Genomic DNA, 15,761 nt, shown 5'->3' with positions numbered 1-15,761 from the left:
CACGACAGACGGCTTCATGCAAAAAAACCAGGTCGCCCTGGTTTATTGGTGATATCCGTTTTCGCGGTCTTCCGCCTCGTCATGGATTTCATTACGCATCGCCTCAATGCTTTCATTTCGGCGTTGATTTTTTTCGCGGATCTGCTCCTGTTCCGCCTCGTTGGCAAAAGACAGCTGCTCCTCAGACTCCTCGATATTTTCGATTGTGTTCTGCACCATGTCTTGAAGCTTCTCCACGTTGTCTGATCTGTCATCCGGATGATGTTTTTGGTGTGTCATGCGGGTCTCTGCCTCCTTTTCTTCTTTACTCGCCTTTTGTCTGCATAATGATCGGCGTTTCTCCTGATTTATCATGCATCTTTTTTCCTTTGTTGCGTTTATATTCTACCGGTTTTGTCCCAAGATGGCTCGGGGCAAATTTAGACTGTTTGTCATGTTCCCTCGGCATGTCTATCCCTCCTTTTCAGCATTAGGATTCTCAAAAAGGAGCGTAAACATGAATCGATTTTTAAAAAGTCACTTCAGCTTAAATTTCTCTTCAAGCTTATCTTCCAGCCGATCAAGAAACTCCTGGTTGGTCATGAGCTCCTTTTTGTTTTCCAAGACAAGTTCTTCAAATGTCCGCCTTTTCGCTTTTTTCATGTTGAATCACCTCCAGCTTGTTTTCATTTTCACCATTTTTTGGGCAATATAAGCAAAAAAGCCGGGATTTTTTATAATCCCAGCTTTTCTTCCATATTCTTTTTCGACATCGTCCCAAGGACGATATCTTTAATGATTCCGTTTTCATCAATAATAAATGTCGTCGGATATGAAAAAATCTCGTATTTCGCATTGATGCCCGTTCGGTCTAAGACAATGGGAAAATGTAAACCGTGCCTTTCGGCAAACGTTTTAACCGACTCTTCGTTTTTCTCGGAAGATGTAAAGTTGACGGCCAAAACAGCAATGTCCCGATTTTCGTTTTGGAGTTCTTCCATTGCAGGCATTTCTGTTTCACACGGTTTACACCAGGTCGCCCAAAAGTTTAACAGCACTTTTTTTCCTTTAAAGTCTGATAAAGTTACATCGTTTCCATCCTTTAAAGACGGAAGCGTAAAATCAGGCGCCTTGTCTCCTTTCGCAATGCCGATTTCGGCTTCCTTTTGCCCTGTAAAGTTCCATACCGCAAGACCGGCCAAAACGAAAAGAAACGCGGCAGCCAGCAATTTTTTCATCATCGGCATCCTCCAATTCAGGATCACGCTGAAAAAAGAAGAGAAAGCTAAAGGCTCTCTCTCCTCATTCAATTACTGTTTCATTTTATTGCGGAGCACCATTTGCAGGATTCCGCCGTGACGGTAATAATCGATTTCCACTTCGCTGTCAAAGCGGACAACAGCTTCAAACGACTTGACTGTGCCGTCTTCGGCAATTGCTTTGACTTGAACGAGATCGCGCGGGCGCACCGTCTCACTCACGTCAACTTCAATCGTTTCTTTCCCGGTCAAACCGAGCGTTTCAGCGTTTTCTCCCTCTTTAAATTGAAGCGGAAGCACGCCCATCAGCACAAGGTTGCTTCTGTGAATTCTTTCGAAGCTTTCTGCAATGACGGTTTTGATGCCGAGCAGATTTGTTCCTTTTGCCGCCCAGTCGCGGGAAGAACCCATTCCATAGTCTTTTCCGGCAATGACGACCAGACCTGTGCCGTCTTCTTTATACTTCATGCAGGCATCATAGATGGACATTACTTCTTCTGTCGGCCAATACGTTGTATAACCGCCTTCTGTACCAGGAGCGATCTGGTTTTTGATTCTGATGTTGGCGAATGTTCCCCTCATCATGACTTCATGGTTTCCGCGTCTTGAACCATATGAGTTGAAGTCTCTAGGAGAAACGCCTTTTTCCTGCAGATATTTTCCGGCCGGCGTGTCTTTGCCGATCGCTCCCGCAGGAGAAATATGGTCAGTCGTGACAGAATCTCCGAATTTGCCGACAATGCGCAAACCTTTAAGCGGTTCAACCGTACCAGGCTCAACTGACATGTTTTCAAAGAACGGCGGGTTTTGAATGTAAGTGGACTCTTCATCCCATTTATACAGGGCTTCATCCGTTGTTTCAATTGCATTCCAGCGTTCATTGTCATCAAACACGCGCTCATATTCTTTTCTGAACAGCTCAGGAGTAACGGTTTGCTTCACGACGGAGTTGATTTCGTCCATCGTCGGCCAAATATCGTTGAAGTATACGTTTTGACCGTCTTCTCCGACGCCGATCGGTTCGTTTTTCAAGTCAATATCAACCGTGCCCGCCAATGCATAGGCCACGACAAGCGGCGGAGACGCCAGGTAGTTTCCTTTGACAAGCGGATGAATCCGGCCTTCAAAGTTACGGTTTCCGGAAAGGACAGACGTAATCAGCAGGTCGTTTTCGGCAACCGCTTTTTCGATTTCAGGCGCAAGCGGACCGGAGTTCCCGATACATGTCGTACAGCCGTATCCGACGATGTTAAATCCAAGCTCGCGCATATACGGAAGCAGACCTGAATTGACTAAGTATCCTGTTACGACTTTTGAACCCGGAGCCAGGGATGTTTTCACATAGTTCGGTACTTTCAATCCCAGTTCAACCGCTTTTTTAGCGACAAGGCCCGCACCGATTAAGACATAAGGGTTTGATGTATTTGTGCAGCTGGTAATCGCCGCAATTGCGATCGCACCCGTTTTCATGACGGCTTCTTCGCCGTTTTCAAGCTTAAATTTGATTTCTTTGTCAGCCTCACTCGCGTTTAAACCGAATCCCTGGTTGCCCGCAGGGCTTGCCAAATGCTTGTGGAACGTCTCTTTCATGTCAGTCAGCGGAATGAGATCCTGAGGACGCTTCGGACCTGAAAGATTCGCCTCAACTTTTGACAAGTCAATTTCAACGATATCGGTAAATACGGGATCTTCCTGATCAGGCGTGTAGAACAATCCGTTTTGACGGCAATATTCTTTCACCACATTGATATGTTCTTCATCACGGCCTGTTAAACGCATGTATTCCAATGCTTCCTCATCAACAGGGAAGAAACCGCAAGTCGCACCGTATTCAGGAGCCATATTTGCGATTGTCGCACGGTCTGCAAGCGGAAGTTCCGCAACACCCGGTCCGAAGAATTCGACGAACTTTCCGACCACGCCTTTTTCACGCAGCACCTGTGTTACTTTAAGCGCCAAGTCCGTCGCCGTCGTGCCGTTCGGCAGCTTTCCGACAAGCTTCGCTCCGATTACTTCGGGTACAGGGAAATATGAAGGCTGGCCGAGCATACCCGCTTCAGCTTCAATTCCGCCGACGCCCCAGCCGAGAACGCCGATTCCGTTGATCATCGTTGTATGGGAGTCAGTACCGACAAGCGTGTCAGGATAAGCGACAATCTCGCCGTCTTCTTCCACAGCATGGACAACGTTTGCCAAATACTCAAGGTTCACCTGGTGAACAATACCTGTAGCAGGTGGAACAGCTTGATAGTTATTAAACGCTTTCTTAGCCCAGCTTAAAAATTTGTAACGCTCTGCATTTCGTTGGAATTCAAGATCCATATTAATTGTCAATGCATCTTCCGTACCCGCTTTGTCAACTTGTACGGAGTGGTCGATGACAAGGTCTACCGGTATTTCAGGATTGATTTTATCCGGATCTCCGCCGACTGAAGCCATCGCTTTTCTTAATGAAGCAAGGTCTACAACGGCTGGAACGCCGGTAAAGTCCTGCAAAATAACGCGGGATGGTTTGAAAGGAACGTCAATATCCTTTAATTCGGCAGTGCCCCATTTTGCCAAGTTTTCAACGTGTTCCTTTGTAATGACTCTCCCGTCTACTTGACGAAGAACGGATTCGAGCAAAACTTTAATGGAATAAGGCAGTTTTGATACGTTTCCGATTCCTTGATCCTCTAATACTTTTAAAGAATAATAGCTGTACGTTTTGCCTTGTACTGTAAACGTTTTTCTTGATTGAAAAGCGTCTTTTTTTGCGACTTGTTGCTGATTCGCCATTTCTCCAAAATCCCCCTTTAAAGATCAAGATCATACGCCAGAAAAATCGGCATATTTCACCACAATTTTCTCACAATTTAATCTTAAAACAATTTTAAACATAAGTAAATATCAATGTTTTTATTAAATTCAATAAGAATGCCTTATATACAGAAAAAAGTTTATTTTACTGGAAATACATTTTTTTATACAATACACCCGCTAAGGCTATACTACAGTCTGAGGTGATCGAAATTGGCCAAACGAAAAGCAAACCATGTCATCAATGGAATGAACAATGCTAAACGCCAAGGAAACGGCGCGGGATATATTGAAGATGACCAGCATATTCTCACTGAGGCGGAACGCCAAAACAACAAAAAACGGAAGAACAATCAATAAATACTAAAATCCTTCATGATGGCTTAGGAGGTTAAGACATTGACAAATAAAAACGACGGCAAAGATATGCGCAAAAACGCACCGAAAGGAGCTCAGCATGGGCAGCCAGAGCCCTTGAGCGGAAGCAAAAAAGTTAAAAACCGGAACCATACGAGACAAAAACATAATTCCAGTCACGATATGTAATATTTTCCGCGTCTTTCACGGCGCGGTTTTGACTTTAACTCTCTGGCGATGCAACCTCCTTCACATGAATTCACAGCTGTGCATAATCTAACGGTAAGGCTAGGTATGGAGGAATGATCAAATGACAAATACAAAACGTTTCGATTCCGCAGATTTTGATAAAGAATGGATGAAACAGTTTGTTGACGACCCTTTTCTCCTCTATGATGAGACTTTACCGATTGACCTTTACGAAACGAGCACTGAATATATAATCGAAGCAGATTTAAGCCGCTTGAATGCCCGGAACCTTGACATGACGTTTTCCGGCTACGATTTCAAGCTTGCGGTTAAAACCGATGAACAGCATTACGAAAAATCGCTGATGCTTCCTTTCTTTTTGAATGACAAACAGATCGAAGCGGAATGCGAAAACAGCATTCTTGCAGTTAAAATCAATAAGGAAGCAAGCCAAGAGGAAGTTTCGCTTTCATTTCATATTCCTTTTATATCATACATGCACAACAAGCAGAACCCGGACAGCGCTTAAAACACTTTGCCATCCGGGTTTTTTCCGTTCGTTCGTCAAATATCCGCTAGCAATTCTCTATGGCCGATTAGGGAATTGCTATACAATAGATTATGTTCTAGCATCTCTTTTGATCAGGCCGGTGTCCCATTTTATATTATTTTTTCTATGTTCTTCTAAAACGCCTTCATGTAAAATAGGTTATAGACAAAGGAGTGATGAGAGATGCTGGAAGGATGGTTTTTATGGCTGATGCTCGCTTGGATCGTCATCATGATCGTCCTCTTGTCAATCGGCGGTTTTTTCATGTTTCGCAAATTTTTAAAAAGGCTGCCTAAAGAAGATGGGAAATCTGAGCTGGACTGGCAGGATTATTTTATTGAACGGACAAGGCATTTGTGGAATGACGAAGAAAAAGAACTGCTTGAAGAATTGGTTTCTCCCGTACCCGAACTGTTTCGCGATGTAGCAAAAGCGAAAATCGCCGGAAAGATCGGAGAGCTCGCATTGAAGGAAAAAGCCGACGCAATCGACCGGGATTTAATCGTCAGAGGCTATATTATGGCCACACCGAAAAGAGACCATAAATTCCTCGTGAAGCGTTTAAAAGAAAAGAACATTGATCACTCTTCATATCAAGAGCTTTTTAAATAAACAAAACCTTTCCTGAAAGAAGGAAAGGTTTTGTTTTAATTGACCTGTATGTGATTTGACGCTTCAATCTGGCTTGAAAGCTTTCTGAACGATAAAAACATGGCAATCCGCCAAGGAACGATCATCCCGAAAGCCAGAATCCAAAACATTCCGCTCAGTGCGCCGTAATCAATCGTTGTGCTTAATATGCTCTTCATCACAATCCGGATGACGAGCAGCGCAATTAAAATAAACACAAACGATTTGGAGCGTTTAATATAGATTTTATCATCGCGGATTTCAAATTTTGAGGTTTTAATTAAGAAAATAGAAAAGATCATGCCCACTGTGAGAGCTTCCAAAAATTCGGCACCGGTCACGTGGAACATCGGAAATAAAAACATGAGAGCACCGGTGCTCATAAAAATCGGAGGCAGTATAATTTTTTTGGCCGTAGCCGGTTTTTCAGATGACTTGATTCTGACAGCCATGACAATGACGGCCATCACGACGGCAAGTATAGATGAAACGACGATCATCATACATATCATCCCTTTTTCTAAAGCTAATTTCTCTACTTGTTACTATACTCCAAAACGAAGAAAAAAACCATGTTCAAGTTTTCAGCTGCAAGGATTTCCGAGCACGTGGCGGATCGCTTCGATGACTTTCGTCTCCTCGAAAGGCTTGACGATAAAGTCCTTGGCTCCGGCTTCGATCGCTTCAACAACGATTCGCTTTTGCCGCATGGCCGTACACATGATCACTTTCACCTTCGGGTTCAGCTTGATCATGTCCTTTAAAGCTTCAATCCCGTTTTTCACAGGCATCGTAATATCCATGATAACCAAGTCCGGCTGCAGCTCTTGATAAAGCAAAACAGCTTCTTCCCCGTTCCCGGCTTCACCCGCGACTTGCAAGTCTTCTGTTTCAAGTATTTCTCTGATTTTATCTCTCATAAATTTTGCATCATCAACAATTAAAACCCTTGTCATACTCCCCTCCAACATCATTATTCAATTTTGCTGTGAATCAGTCCTATTGTAACAAAAAACCAAGGCGGTTCTTAGCCAGGTTTCTAAAAGCCTCTGAAATCGCCGAACAGGCCTGACAGTACGATAATGATTTTCGTCATCCAGTCAAAGAACAGCAGGATTCCGACTACAATCATTGCAATTCCGCCGATCTTCATGATGATGAGCTGATGCTTCCGAAGCCATTTCATCTTTGTCATGAAAAAAGACAGGAGCAGAAACGGCAGGCTGAATCCGAGCGCATAAAGCACCATATAAGGCACAGCCGACATCGGGTTCGTTCCGGCGAGGGTGATGACCGCTGCAAGAATCGGACCGGTGCAGGGCGTCCAGCCGGCGGCAAATGCCATTCCGATTCCGACAGAACCGAGCAGGCCGCCGGGCCTGTTTTTAAAATGGAGGCGCCTTTCTTTCATTAAAAATTCAGGCTTAAAAACCCCCAGTGTGACAAATCCGAAAAAGATGATAAATACCGCGCCAAGCTGCCTGATGAGCTGATGATAATCCTTAAAAAAGGACCCGACAAGCGATGTGCTGTAGCCGAGAGCCACAAAGATCATCGAAAAGCCAATCAGGAAAAAGATCGTATGTATCAGGCTCCTTTTTTGAAACATAAGTCTGTCAGAATGGATTTCACTCATACTGACACCTGTAATATATGATAAAAAAGCGGGATACAGCGGCAGGCAGCATGGCGAAATAAACGATAGAAACCCTGCACCGAAAGCGAGAATATAGTTGATATCAGCCATCTCTTTCTCCCTTCTATTTTTTGGAATACCATGAAAGAAAATCATTTGATATGACAATTACATTTCAATTTCCTAACATATCACAAAAAAGGATGTTGGTTTCACGAATTTCTTTATATAATCAATTTTGACAATTTACCCTTATCACCTTCAGAATTGAAAAGGAACCTATATATGGATATAATAACATTTAGTAGGCAACAAAAAGATGATTTTTACAGAAGAAAGGATAAATTCCTGTGATGAAAGAAAATCTGCTTCATGAAATTGAGGAAAAAAGAAAAGAGCTGCTAAAAATCGTCATGACAAACGGCATGACTTCACATATCACCATTCAGCACAGCCAGCAGCTGGATATCCTTCTTTTAGAATACCAAAAACGATCTCTCGGACATACACAATAATCATAGATCAAAATAAAAAACCCGGAAGCGGGTTTTTTATTTTATAACCATGTTCCTTCTATGTCATAATCGCATTCGTATTATTTCGTTTGATTTTCCATGGCTTTCATCATTTGATTAATTTTCTTTTGGGATGGTTTCATACCCATCTGCATCATCATCATGCGCAGCATTTGTTCATTAATTGGCGGATTTTTTTTCAAATAGTTCATCATATATTTACGAGCAATAAAAAATCCGAGTGCAACACCTGCGAGCAATGCTAAAACGCCCACTAGGATGACAACCCACAAATCCATTTAATTTCCTCCTTCATGTTGTCTCGTATAAAGTGTACTAAACCAAACGCTATTATACAACATTTACAGTCCAAATTCTTTTTTTTATACAAAATTTCTTTCTTTCACAGGGTTCAGCCAGCCGTAACGTTTCATATTAAAATCCATCGCAAGGAAACACGGACTTACTTTCCGCAAAACCTCAAAGAAAACCGTTTCGGCATCGAATGGACCCTTCGCCAAAATCTCAATATGACGGTCTTTGATAATAAAAGAAGCGCTTCCTTTTGGAACAATCAATCTGTATATATAGTCAACTTGTGTATAGTCTTCCCGGCAGAGGTTCATTTTCATTCTTTTGTGTATATGGGCAGCGGGAATCGGTTTTGTAATGAACTCGATCTGCTTGGCGGCTAATTGAGACTTTTGATCGGGGCTCGTCCAATGATAATCGTAAAACAGCTTGAACATGACAGACTCTCTTCCAAAATAATGGCCGGCAAATTCCTCTTCTATCAAATACGTGTAATAATGGCGTTCCATCCCTGTCTCATCCCCCTGTTTCGAAGAATATATGCTTTCTATTATACAAAAGGGGGTTAGAAATAATTGTCTGATGATGATAAAAGAAGCGACTAATTTTGTCGAAACGAAAAAAAGAGAATGATCCGCAGATCATTCTCTTTCATATACCCGATTAGCGATTTAACAGCTTTTTCACCCGGTCAACTACATTCACAGGCGTAAAACCGTATTCTTTCATGATCGTTTCGCCGGGAGCTGATGCACCGAAATGGTCGATTCCGAGAATGTCCCCGTCAGTGCCGGTATATCTCTCCCATCCGAGCGGCGATCCCATTTCAATTGCGAGACGCTTTGTCACATCAGTTGGAAGAACAGCGTTTTTATATTCGGCCGGCTGCTTGTCGAAACGATCCCAAGACGGAACGCTGACAACGGATACGTCAATGCCTTCTTTTTTCAGCTCGCTTTGTGCGTCAAGCGCAAGGCTGACTTCAGATCCGCTCGCAAGCAAGATCGCTTCCGGTTTTTCGTTTTGACTTTTCGAAACGACATACCCACCTTTTTCAACGCCTTCATAAGCTGCTTCAGCAGACTGATCGATTGTCGGCAAGTTTTGGCGTGTCAACACAAGCGCAGTCGGCTGATTTTTTGATTGAAGCGCCAGTTTCCAGGCTGCTGCTGTTTCATTTCCGTCTGCAGGTCTGATGACGGACAAGTTCGGCAGCGCACGAAGCGATGCCAGCTGTTCAATCGGCTCATGAGTCGGTCCGTCTTCTCCGACGGCAATGCTGTCATGTGTAAACACATATGTGACAGGAAGCCCCATTAATGCCGCAAGACGGATCGCAGGTCTCAGGTAGTCGGAGAAAACGAAGAACGTTCCGCCGTATACGCGAAGGCCTCCGTGGAGAGCCATTCCGTTCAAAGCTGCTCCCATCGCAAATTCCCGTACACCGAACCAGATATTTCTGCCGGCGTAATCTTTCGCTGAAAAATCTCCGCCGTTTTTGATTGTCGTTTTGTTGGAGCCGGCCAAGTCAGCGGATCCGCCAAAGAAAAACGGCACTTGTTGAGCGATTCCGTTTAACACTTCCCCTGAGGATGCACGCGAAGCAAGGCTGCTTCCTTTCTCATAAGCAGGTACTTTCTGATCCCAACCTTCAGGAAGCTCGCCTTTCATCGCAAGTTCAAGCTCTTCGGCAAGTTCTGGGTGGGCTTTCTTGTATGCGGAGAACAGCTCGTTCCATTCCGCCTCTTTTTTCTTACCCGCTTCCTTCACTGTTTCGTTAAAGTGTTCGTACACTTCGGAAGGGACATGAAAATCTTCTTCGTATGTCCACTCATACGCTTCCTTCGTTAATTTCGCCTCTTCTGAGCCGAGCGGAGCACCGTGAACGCCGGATGTTCCCGCGCGGTTTGGAGAGCCGAAACCGATCGTTGTTTTCACTTCAATTAATGTCGGCTGCTTTTCATTTTGTTTCGCTTTCTCGACGGCCGCCGTAATTTCAGCAATGTTATTGCCGTCTTCAACATAAAGCACTTCCCAATTCATCGCTTCAAAACGCTGCTTAACATTTTCAGAGAATGAGCGGTTTAATTCACCGTCAAGCGAAATGTCATTTGAATCATAAAGCACGATGAGACGGCCGAGGTTTAAATGTCCCGCAAGCGAAGCCGCTTCCGATGAAATTCCCTCCATCAAGTCTCCGTCACCGCAAATGCTGTATGTATAATGATCAACGACGCGATAGTCGTCACGGTTGTAAGTTTCCGCAAGGTGACGTTCAGCAAGCGCCATTCCGACAGCCATTCCAATTCCTTGGCCAAGCGGGCCTGTAGTCGCATCTACACCCGGAGTATGTCCGAATTCCGGATGCCCAGGCGTTTTGCTTCCCCATTGGCGGAAATTCTTGAGGTCTTCAATTGAAACGTCATACCCGCTTAAGTGAAGCATGCTGTATAGAAGCATTGATCCATGACCGGCAGAAAGCACAAAACGGTCCCTGTTAAACCAATTCGGATTTTCAGGGCTGACATTCATCATTTTTGTCCAAAGCGCATAAGCCATCGGAGCAGTCCCCATCGGCATGCCCGGGTGACCGGATTTAGCTTTTTCAATCGCGTCTATGGAGAGTGTTCGTATTGTTGCGACAGATTTTAATTCAATCGTTTTCATTATGATCCCCTTCCTGTATGGACTCTACTTTCTTATCATAAATCTACCCATCGGTTTTCACAACCATTTCAGCTCAAAAGCAGTGAAAATTGACGAATCTTTGCCTTCATTTTAAATTGTAGTATATACAAAAAAGGAATACGATATCGGCGTATTCCCTAAATTAATGCAATCGGCGGTTTCTTTTTTCCTGTTTGAGCTTTTCAGGCGTCACATCATTACCTTCAGGGTCAACAATCGTCACAGTTTTCAACGTGTTTTTCATAGACGCGCGGACGCCTTGAAGATATTCCTGGCGAAGCTTCTGCTGTTCTGCTTTTTCTTCGTCTGTTAAAGATCCGCTCTTTGCTTTTTTGGCAAGCTCGTTAATTCTGGCTATTTTTTCATTAGAAATCATAAGATACTCCTTTGATTCGGTATATATCCATCATACTACTAAATCCGCTTTCGTTTGACAACAGATTAGTCTGCAAGGCCGTCCTTATACTCCTGGTAGCGGCGGTGAACGGTTGCTTTTGAAATGCTGTATCCGAACCCTCTCAACACGGCTGCAATCTCCGCAAACGTCAGCTTGTTCTCCCTGAGCCTGACGATTTCTGAAAGAGGCGCTTCGATCCGCTCTCTCCCGCCGCCTTCATTGCGGTGTTTCAGATTCCTCTCCGGGCGGTAGCCGTTTTCGACCGCCTTCTTCATTCCCCGCTTAATCTTCAGGTTATGTATTTTCCGCTGGTATTCTTCGACAATGCCGACAATCTCCAAAACCATCGAATCCGCTTCGGAAAGCTCAAGCTTTCCCCGGTGTGCCAGCGTGTAGATTTGAACGCCTTCTTTATATAAACAGTGAAGAAGGGCAATTTTGGCATTCCCTCTTCCAAGCCGCGTATCATCCTGTATTAAAACCGCGTCGATGTCTGATGTTTTGATTTCCTCGAGCAGATCGAAGACGCCGTCGCGGTCCATCTCATATCCGCTCGCCTGCTCGGAAATGACGTTCACGACGTTCATCCCGTGCTCGGCGGCAAGCGACTGAAGCTCTTCAGCCTGCCGTTTTAATGAGGTTTCCTGCTGCTCCTTCGCAGTGCTTACCCTGGTGTAAATAATCGCATTCATGGAAATCCCCTCAATCTTTTATTCTACAACTGCAAGCTGATATTGATCGGAGTGCTGTTTGGCTACCGGCAGAATCAAGACATCGCCCGGTTTAATGACGGAAGTCGGCAGATTGTTTTTATCGGCGACCCATTCGATGAATTTTTGTTTGTCAGCGGGTTTTCCGCCTTTGATCCGGTCGGCCAGCTCCCACAATGTATCGCCTTCCTGCACTTCTATTTTAACATATTGCTTTCTTTCTTCGATTTTACCGGCAAAAGACACAAACAGAATACAACAGCTGATCACAGCAGTAAACAGACTGACAAAAATCAATGATTCTCTTTTCATATCCATCACCCCAGAATGTTTGTTCGGTTTTATGATTTCAGTATACATACGAACAAATGTTTCTGTCAATCGTTTTTTTCGAACCTATGTTTGTACTCAAAGGAAAAACATGCTATAATCTAGCTAAAATCGACGTTTTGAGGTGCAAAAAATGACGAAGCTATCAAAAAGACAACTTGATATTTTGCGTTTCATTAAAGAAGAAGTGAAACGCAAAGGCTATCCGCCTTCCGTCAGGGAGATCGGAGAAGCGGTCGGCCTGGCGTCAAGTTCAACGGTACACGGCCACTTGGCAAGGCTTGAAACGAAGGGATTGATCAGAAGGGATCCGACGAAGCCGAGAGCGATCGAAATTCTCGATACAGAGGAAGAAATTCACATTCCGAAAAATCAGGTTGTCAATGTCCCGGTCATCGGAAAGGTGACGGCCGGTACGCCGATTACCGCAGTCGAAAACATTGAGGAATACTTTCCGCTTCCTGACCGCCTGGCGCCGCCGGATGAGCATGTCTTCATGCTGGAGATCATGGGCGAAAGCATGATCGATGCCGGAATTCTTGATCAGGATTATGTGATAGTCAAACAGCAGAACACCGCAAACAACGGAGATATCGTCGTTGCGATGACCGAAGACGACGAAGCGACTGTTAAGCGGTTTTTCAAGGAAGAAACACATATCCGCCTTCAGCCGGAAAACCCGACGATGGAACCGATCATCCTCCAGAATGTGACGATTCTCGGAAAAGTCATTGGCGTATTCCGCACTGTTCATTAAAAAACGGACTCATCAGCAAAACCGCCGGCCGGCGGTTTTTTTTCGCACGAAAAAACAGGCTCACATCCATACGGCAATGAAGGATGCGAGCCTGAAACAGAGGGATTGATCATATGCTTACATTACCATTATCCCCCAAAGTGGTTTTCTTGTCAACAAAAATGTTTCCTGGAGGAAACATTTTTTTCGTTGTCTCCCTTTTATTGAACGATAAACAAAATTCTCGTCCCGTCAGCGTAACCGCTCAGCCTGTTCCCGACCCAGGAACCGGCTCCGCGGTTATCCGATGAGCTGACATATCTGACCGACGCTCCTTTTCCCCCTTCTTCACACATGGCCATCGGCCATTCGTCACGGTCAAAGCCCGGCTTGGTCGGAATCCCCTTTAATGATTCCTGACGGCGCTTATCCGCTCCCGATCTTTCAATTGTGCAGACATCTGAATGGCCCGCTTTGATCGCATCGCTTATATGAGCGCCGGTTTCAGGATAGCGCGATGCCGGAAAATACAATACGTCATCATACCTTGCAGCGCCTTCGGCATGCTGAGGAGAATATGCAGCCCCTCCCGAAAGCCCGAGCAGCACCAATGCGGAAAACAGCAGATGAACCGTCCATTTTTTGATCATGACAAAAACAACCTCCTCTTGTATATGCTGGTATCACTTACAGATTAAGAGAGAATTGTTTTTGCTTTTCTGGCTCTTTGTGAAAAAGACGTTTAGATTGTGTAAATAAACGTTTATTCTTCTATGATCAAGTTAAATGCTCGGTCATGCCTGTGATAGAATTCCTCGATATCAAACTGCACGTGCTTTTGCGTCCGATCTAAACGTAAACATGTACATGCGGCTGCTCGATACGCAAACTTTTTCATCGATGTAGTTTTTTAAAATAATTCATTCACACAACAAAAAAACAGGCGGCAAATCCGCCTGTTCATACGGCAACTTCAAATGTCAGCTTGTCGCCGTGCTTATAATCAATTAATTTAAAATCATCGATTGTAAAGTCATAAAAGTTTTTGATGTCCGGGTTGATCCACAGCTTCGGCGCTTCATACTGCTCGCGTTTCATCTGAATGTTTAAATTGTCGATGTGACGGGTATAGATGTGGCAGTCGCCGATATTGAAGATGTATTCGCCCAGCTCATAACCGAGGACTTGGGCGATCATACGCTGCAAGACGTTATATTGGAACACGTTGAACGGGTTGCCGAGCGCCATGTCATTGCTTCTCGCTCTTACTTCCAAAGAAAGCTTTCCTTCCTTCACATACCATTGCGTCTCATAGACGCAGGGCGTCAAGGCCATGCCGTCCAAGTCATCGGGATTCCACAGCATAGTCAAATGCCTGCGTGAAGACGGGTTATGCTTCAACTGATGGAGCAAATAATCCACTTGATCGGCTTTCTGACCGTTAACCGTTCTGTTTTTCTTCGCTAATTGATAGCCGTACGCTGCTCCGATTGTGCCGTCTTCAAGCCGCCATTGATCCCAAATATGAACCCCCATATCGTTCAAAACTTGAACATCATTGGATTTCAGCTGCCAGATCCAAAGCAGCTCTTTAATGGCCGTTTTCCACGCCACCTTCTTCGTCGTCAAAATCGGCACTTCTGAATTGTCAAACCGCATTTTTTCGCTCATGATGCTCAGCGTATGAGCCGGCGTTCCGTCTGAATCCCACTTCGTCCGGACCTGATATTCTTCATCGGAGATCCCTGATTCAATAATTTTTTGAATGATTGCATTGTATTGCTGGTCATAATGGCTCATCTTATCCTCTCCTCTTTCCACATGATATGTATAAAATGAGTTTTTTTCAAGGTTTAAGATCATGCGCGGGTTTGATAAATCTCCAACGCTTTCTTGATAACATTTTTATCGTATCCAGTGACATCATGGATTTTCTCAGTCCAGCCTGCGATTGTGTCCGGCTTCGCTTCTCTGTATAATCCTTTGCTCGTGCTAAGATAGATGTCCCAGCCGCTGAATTCCCAATGCGCGATTTCATGTTGAAACGGAATTCTGCATTCCAGTAACGGCTCAGGCTTCAATGCCGCTTGCGAGTATTCAGCCGCCTCCCAAAAAACGGACATGTCAACAGGGTCTGTAGAGTAGACTTGAGTTGACACCTTTCCGTTCGGCCGATGGTAAAGGACCTTAACTCCGCCGGTTGTCGGCTTGACTTGAATTTGTGCTGCCGGGAAAAAACCGTCCAGCTTTTCACTGGTATAATCTTCACATTCGAAGTCGATCAGAATCGGCTGCAGCCATTGGTCTCCCAGATCACACAAAAAGCGCCGTCCTCTTTCATCAAGCGCGATGACTGCGGCATGCGCACGTTCTGTTTGGAACGAACGGCCGATCGGAAAAGCGTCCACTCCGTCTTTTGTAAACTCGTCCAGCAGCCAAATCGAAAGGTCAAAGCAATTACCGGCAATGCCGTACTCTAGGTGGTGTTCCTTCATCATTGATACGTTCCGCTGTTTCTGATCCCCTGCCTGATGATAAAACCATGCCTTTGTCAGCGTTTCCATCGGAAAAGCGTCGAATCTTCTCCACGTACGGAGAATGGCGTCCGGAGCAAACATCATCTTCCCTCCTGTCCAGAAGCGATTGTTAACACTATTATATACGGGTGCCTGAG

23 protein-coding genes are annotated in these 15,761 nt (G+C 44.6%); 6 read left to right on the top strand and 17 right to left on the bottom strand.

Annotation, left to right across the window (positions count from 1 at the left end):
- Positions 1-42: 42 nt before the first annotated feature.
- The 5 genes from tlp to acnA form a co-directional block, all read right to left on the bottom strand.
- The gene (gene tlp / locus MST20_RS05315) at positions 43-279 is read right to left on the bottom strand and encodes a small acid-soluble spore protein Tlp (RefSeq protein WP_075754568.1); all 237 of its coding nucleotides are present in this window, start codon (positions 277-279) and stop codon (positions 43-45) included.
- A gap of 25 nt (positions 280-304) precedes the next feature.
- Complete coding sequence (locus tag MST20_RS05310; RefSeq protein ID WP_003182261.1) at positions 305-448, bottom strand: acid-soluble spore protein N; 144 nt, start codon at positions 446-448, stop codon at positions 305-307.
- Positions 449-516: 68 nt separating this feature from the next.
- Positions 517-642, bottom strand: a complete 126-nt coding sequence (locus MST20_RS05305; RefSeq protein WP_065643189.1) for an FbpB family small basic protein — start codon at positions 640-642, stop codon at positions 517-519.
- Between the two features lie 71 nt (positions 643-713).
- The gene (locus MST20_RS05300) at positions 714-1,220 is read right to left on the bottom strand and encodes a redoxin domain-containing protein (RefSeq protein ID WP_243940565.1); all 507 of its coding nucleotides are present in this window, start codon (positions 1,218-1,220) and stop codon (positions 714-716) included.
- Between the two features lie 69 nt (positions 1,221-1,289).
- On the bottom strand, positions 1,290-4,016 hold the full coding sequence (gene acnA, locus MST20_RS05295) for an aconitate hydratase AcnA (protein ID WP_243940563.1): 2,727 nt from the start codon (positions 4,014-4,016) through the stop codon (positions 1,290-1,292).
- Positions 4,017-4,250: 234 nt separating this feature from the next.
- On the opposite strand from acnA, the gene sspO reads away from it, so the two are divergent.
- The 4 genes from sspO to MST20_RS05275 all read left to right on the top strand — a co-directional run bounded on the left by sspO (position 4,251) and on the right by MST20_RS05275 (position 5,745).
- Positions 4,251-4,397, top strand: a complete 147-nt coding sequence (sspO, locus tag MST20_RS05290; RefSeq protein WP_243940561.1) for a small acid-soluble spore protein O — start codon at positions 4,251-4,253, stop codon at positions 4,395-4,397.
- 39 nt (positions 4,398-4,436) lie between these two features.
- Positions 4,437-4,583, top strand: coding sequence for a small acid-soluble spore protein P (locus MST20_RS05285; protein WP_243940559.1), 147 nt, complete (start codon positions 4,437-4,439; stop codon positions 4,581-4,583).
- Between the two features lie 121 nt (positions 4,584-4,704).
- Entirely contained in the window at positions 4,705-5,112 is a 408-nt protein-coding gene (locus MST20_RS05280; RefSeq protein WP_243940557.1) for an Hsp20/alpha crystallin family protein, read from the top strand.
- Positions 5,113-5,316: 204 nt separating this feature from the next.
- Positions 5,317-5,745: a DUF2621 family protein gene (locus tag MST20_RS05275; RefSeq protein WP_243940554.1), complete on the top strand. Its 429-nt coding sequence runs from the start codon at positions 5,317-5,319 to the stop codon at positions 5,743-5,745.
- Positions 5,746-5,780: 35 nt separating this feature from the next.
- Here MST20_RS05275 and MST20_RS05270 read toward each other — a convergent pair whose 3' ends face one another.
- From MST20_RS05270 to MST20_RS05260, 3 genes are all read right to left on the bottom strand, one after another.
- Positions 5,781-6,275 (bottom strand): CcdC family protein, encoded by a 495-nt coding sequence (locus MST20_RS05270; RefSeq protein ID WP_116758574.1) that lies wholly within the window; start codon positions 6,273-6,275, stop codon positions 5,781-5,783.
- 72 nt (positions 6,276-6,347) lie between these two features.
- Positions 6,348-6,719, bottom strand: a complete 372-nt coding sequence (locus MST20_RS05265; protein ID WP_243940553.1) for a response regulator — start codon at positions 6,717-6,719, stop codon at positions 6,348-6,350.
- An 83-nt stretch (positions 6,720-6,802) separates the two neighbouring features.
- Positions 6,803-7,510: a cytochrome c biogenesis protein CcdA gene (locus MST20_RS05260; protein ID WP_243940551.1), complete on the bottom strand. Its 708-nt coding sequence runs from the start codon at positions 7,508-7,510 to the stop codon at positions 6,803-6,805.
- A gap of 242 nt (positions 7,511-7,752) precedes the next feature.
- On the opposite strand from MST20_RS05260, the gene MST20_RS05255 reads away from it, so the two are divergent.
- Positions 7,753-7,914 (top strand): aspartyl-phosphate phosphatase Spo0E family protein, encoded by a 162-nt coding sequence (locus MST20_RS05255; protein WP_276320352.1) that lies wholly within the window; start codon positions 7,753-7,755, stop codon positions 7,912-7,914.
- An 80-nt stretch (positions 7,915-7,994) separates the two neighbouring features.
- Here MST20_RS05255 and MST20_RS05250 read toward each other — a convergent pair whose 3' ends face one another.
- From MST20_RS05250 to yneA, 6 genes are all read right to left on the bottom strand, one after another.
- Entirely contained in the window at positions 7,995-8,213 is a 219-nt protein-coding gene (locus MST20_RS05250) for a YneF family protein (protein ID WP_003182236.1), read from the bottom strand.
- 84 nt (positions 8,214-8,297) lie between these two features.
- A complete protein-coding gene (sirA, locus tag MST20_RS05245; protein ID WP_243940549.1) occupies positions 8,298-8,735 on the bottom strand; it encodes a sporulation inhibitor of replication protein SirA in 438 nt (145 codons plus the stop codon).
- Between the two features lie 154 nt (positions 8,736-8,889).
- Positions 8,890-10,893, bottom strand: a complete 2,004-nt coding sequence (gene tkt, locus MST20_RS05240) for a transketolase (protein WP_243940547.1) — start codon at positions 10,891-10,893, stop codon at positions 8,890-8,892.
- Positions 10,894-11,056: 163 nt separating this feature from the next.
- On the bottom strand, positions 11,057-11,290 hold the full coding sequence (locus tag MST20_RS05235) for a DUF896 domain-containing protein (RefSeq protein WP_020451594.1): 234 nt from the start codon (positions 11,288-11,290) through the stop codon (positions 11,057-11,059).
- A gap of 65 nt (positions 11,291-11,355) precedes the next feature.
- Entirely contained in the window at positions 11,356-12,003 is a 648-nt protein-coding gene (locus tag MST20_RS05230) for a YneB family resolvase-like protein (RefSeq protein ID WP_020451593.1), read from the bottom strand.
- A gap of 18 nt (positions 12,004-12,021) precedes the next feature.
- The gene (gene yneA, locus MST20_RS05225) at positions 12,022-12,333 is read right to left on the bottom strand and encodes a cell division suppressor protein YneA (RefSeq protein WP_243940546.1); all 312 of its coding nucleotides are present in this window, start codon (positions 12,331-12,333) and stop codon (positions 12,022-12,024) included.
- 151 nt (positions 12,334-12,484) lie between these two features.
- On the opposite strand from yneA, the gene lexA reads away from it, so the two are divergent.
- Positions 12,485-13,108 (top strand): transcriptional repressor LexA, encoded by a 624-nt coding sequence (gene lexA / locus MST20_RS05220; RefSeq protein ID WP_020451591.1) that lies wholly within the window; start codon positions 12,485-12,487, stop codon positions 13,106-13,108.
- 200 nt (positions 13,109-13,308) lie between these two features.
- Here lexA and MST20_RS05215 read toward each other — a convergent pair whose 3' ends face one another.
- From MST20_RS05215 to MST20_RS05205, 3 genes are all read right to left on the bottom strand, one after another.
- On the bottom strand, positions 13,309-13,737 hold the full coding sequence (locus MST20_RS05215) for a NucA/NucB deoxyribonuclease domain-containing protein (RefSeq protein WP_279599910.1): 429 nt from the start codon (positions 13,735-13,737) through the stop codon (positions 13,309-13,311).
- Positions 13,738-14,047: 310 nt separating this feature from the next.
- Positions 14,048-14,887 (bottom strand): thymidylate synthase, encoded by an 840-nt coding sequence (locus tag MST20_RS05210; protein WP_026579651.1) that lies wholly within the window; start codon positions 14,885-14,887, stop codon positions 14,048-14,050.
- Positions 14,888-14,946: 59 nt separating this feature from the next.
- On the bottom strand, positions 14,947-15,708 hold the full coding sequence (locus MST20_RS05205; protein ID WP_243940544.1) for a hypothetical protein: 762 nt from the start codon (positions 15,706-15,708) through the stop codon (positions 14,947-14,949).
- Between the last annotated feature and the right edge of the window lie 53 nt (positions 15,709-15,761).

The sequence above is a fragment of the Bacillus sp. B19-2 genome (genome assembly GCF_022832475.1).
In the GTDB taxonomy this organism is placed as follows: Bacteria; Bacillota; Bacilli; order Bacillales; family Bacillaceae; genus Bacillus; species Bacillus paralicheniformis.
This window is presented reverse-complemented; position numbering and strand designations above follow the sequence as displayed.

Bases quoted from the DNA above. Each gene is read 5' to 3' on its own strand.
- sirA (WP_243940549.1), bottom strand. From the start codon at position 8,735: ATGGAACGCCATTATTACACGTATTTGATAGAAGAGGAATTTGCCGGC.
- MST20_RS05280 (WP_243940557.1), top strand. From the start codon at position 4,705: ATGACAAATACAAAACGTTTCGATTCCGCAGATTTTGATAAAGAATGG.
- tlp (WP_075754568.1), bottom strand. From the start codon at position 279: ATGACACACCAAAAACATCATCCGGATGACAGATCAGACAACGTGGAG.
- MST20_RS05275 (WP_243940554.1), top strand. From the start codon at position 5,317: ATGCTGGAAGGATGGTTTTTATGGCTGATGCTCGCTTGGATCGTCATC.
- MST20_RS05305 (WP_065643189.1), bottom strand. From the start codon at position 642: ATGAAAAAAGCGAAAAGGCGGACATTTGAAGAACTTGTCTTGGAAAAC.
- yneA (WP_243940546.1), bottom strand. From the start codon at position 12,333: ATGAAAAGAGAATCATTGATTTTTGTCAGTCTGTTTACTGCTGTGATC.
- MST20_RS05230 (WP_020451593.1), bottom strand. From the start codon at position 12,003: ATGAATGCGATTATTTACACCAGGGTAAGCACTGCGAAGGAGCAGCAG.
- MST20_RS05215 (WP_279599910.1), bottom strand. From the start codon at position 13,737: ATGATCAAAAAATGGACGGTTCATCTGCTGTTTTCCGCATTGGTGCTG.
- lexA (WP_020451591.1), top strand. From the start codon at position 12,485: ATGACGAAGCTATCAAAAAGACAACTTGATATTTTGCGTTTCATTAAA.
- MST20_RS05300 (WP_243940565.1), bottom strand. From the start codon at position 1,220: ATGATGAAAAAATTGCTGGCTGCCGCGTTTCTTTTCGTTTTGGCCGGT.
- MST20_RS05235 (WP_020451594.1), bottom strand. From the start codon at position 11,290: ATGATTTCTAATGAAAAAATAGCCAGAATTAACGAGCTTGCCAAAAAA.
- MST20_RS05205 (WP_243940544.1), bottom strand. From the start codon at position 15,708: ATGATGTTTGCTCCGGACGCCATTCTCCGTACGTGGAGAAGATTCGAC.
- MST20_RS05210 (WP_026579651.1), bottom strand. From the start codon at position 14,887: ATGAGCCATTATGACCAGCAATACAATGCAATCATTCAAAAAATTATT.
- MST20_RS05310 (WP_003182261.1), bottom strand. From the start codon at position 448: ATGCCGAGGGAACATGACAAACAGTCTAAATTTGCCCCGAGCCATCTT.
- MST20_RS05255 (WP_276320352.1), top strand. From the start codon at position 7,753: ATGAAAGAAAATCTGCTTCATGAAATTGAGGAAAAAAGAAAAGAGCTG.
- MST20_RS05270 (WP_116758574.1), bottom strand. From the start codon at position 6,275: ATGATATGTATGATGATCGTCGTTTCATCTATACTTGCCGTCGTGATG.
- tkt (WP_243940547.1), bottom strand. From the start codon at position 10,893: ATGAAAACGATTGAATTAAAATCTGTCGCAACAATACGAACACTCTCC.
- MST20_RS05250 (WP_003182236.1), bottom strand. From the start codon at position 8,213: ATGGATTTGTGGGTTGTCATCCTAGTGGGCGTTTTAGCATTGCTCGCA.
- acnA (WP_243940563.1), bottom strand. From the start codon at position 4,016: ATGGCGAATCAGCAACAAGTCGCAAAAAAAGACGCTTTTCAATCAAGA.
- MST20_RS05260 (WP_243940551.1), bottom strand. From the start codon at position 7,510: ATGGCTGATATCAACTATATTCTCGCTTTCGGTGCAGGGTTTCTATCG.
- MST20_RS05265 (WP_243940553.1), bottom strand. From the start codon at position 6,719: ATGACAAGGGTTTTAATTGTTGATGATGCAAAATTTATGAGAGATAAA.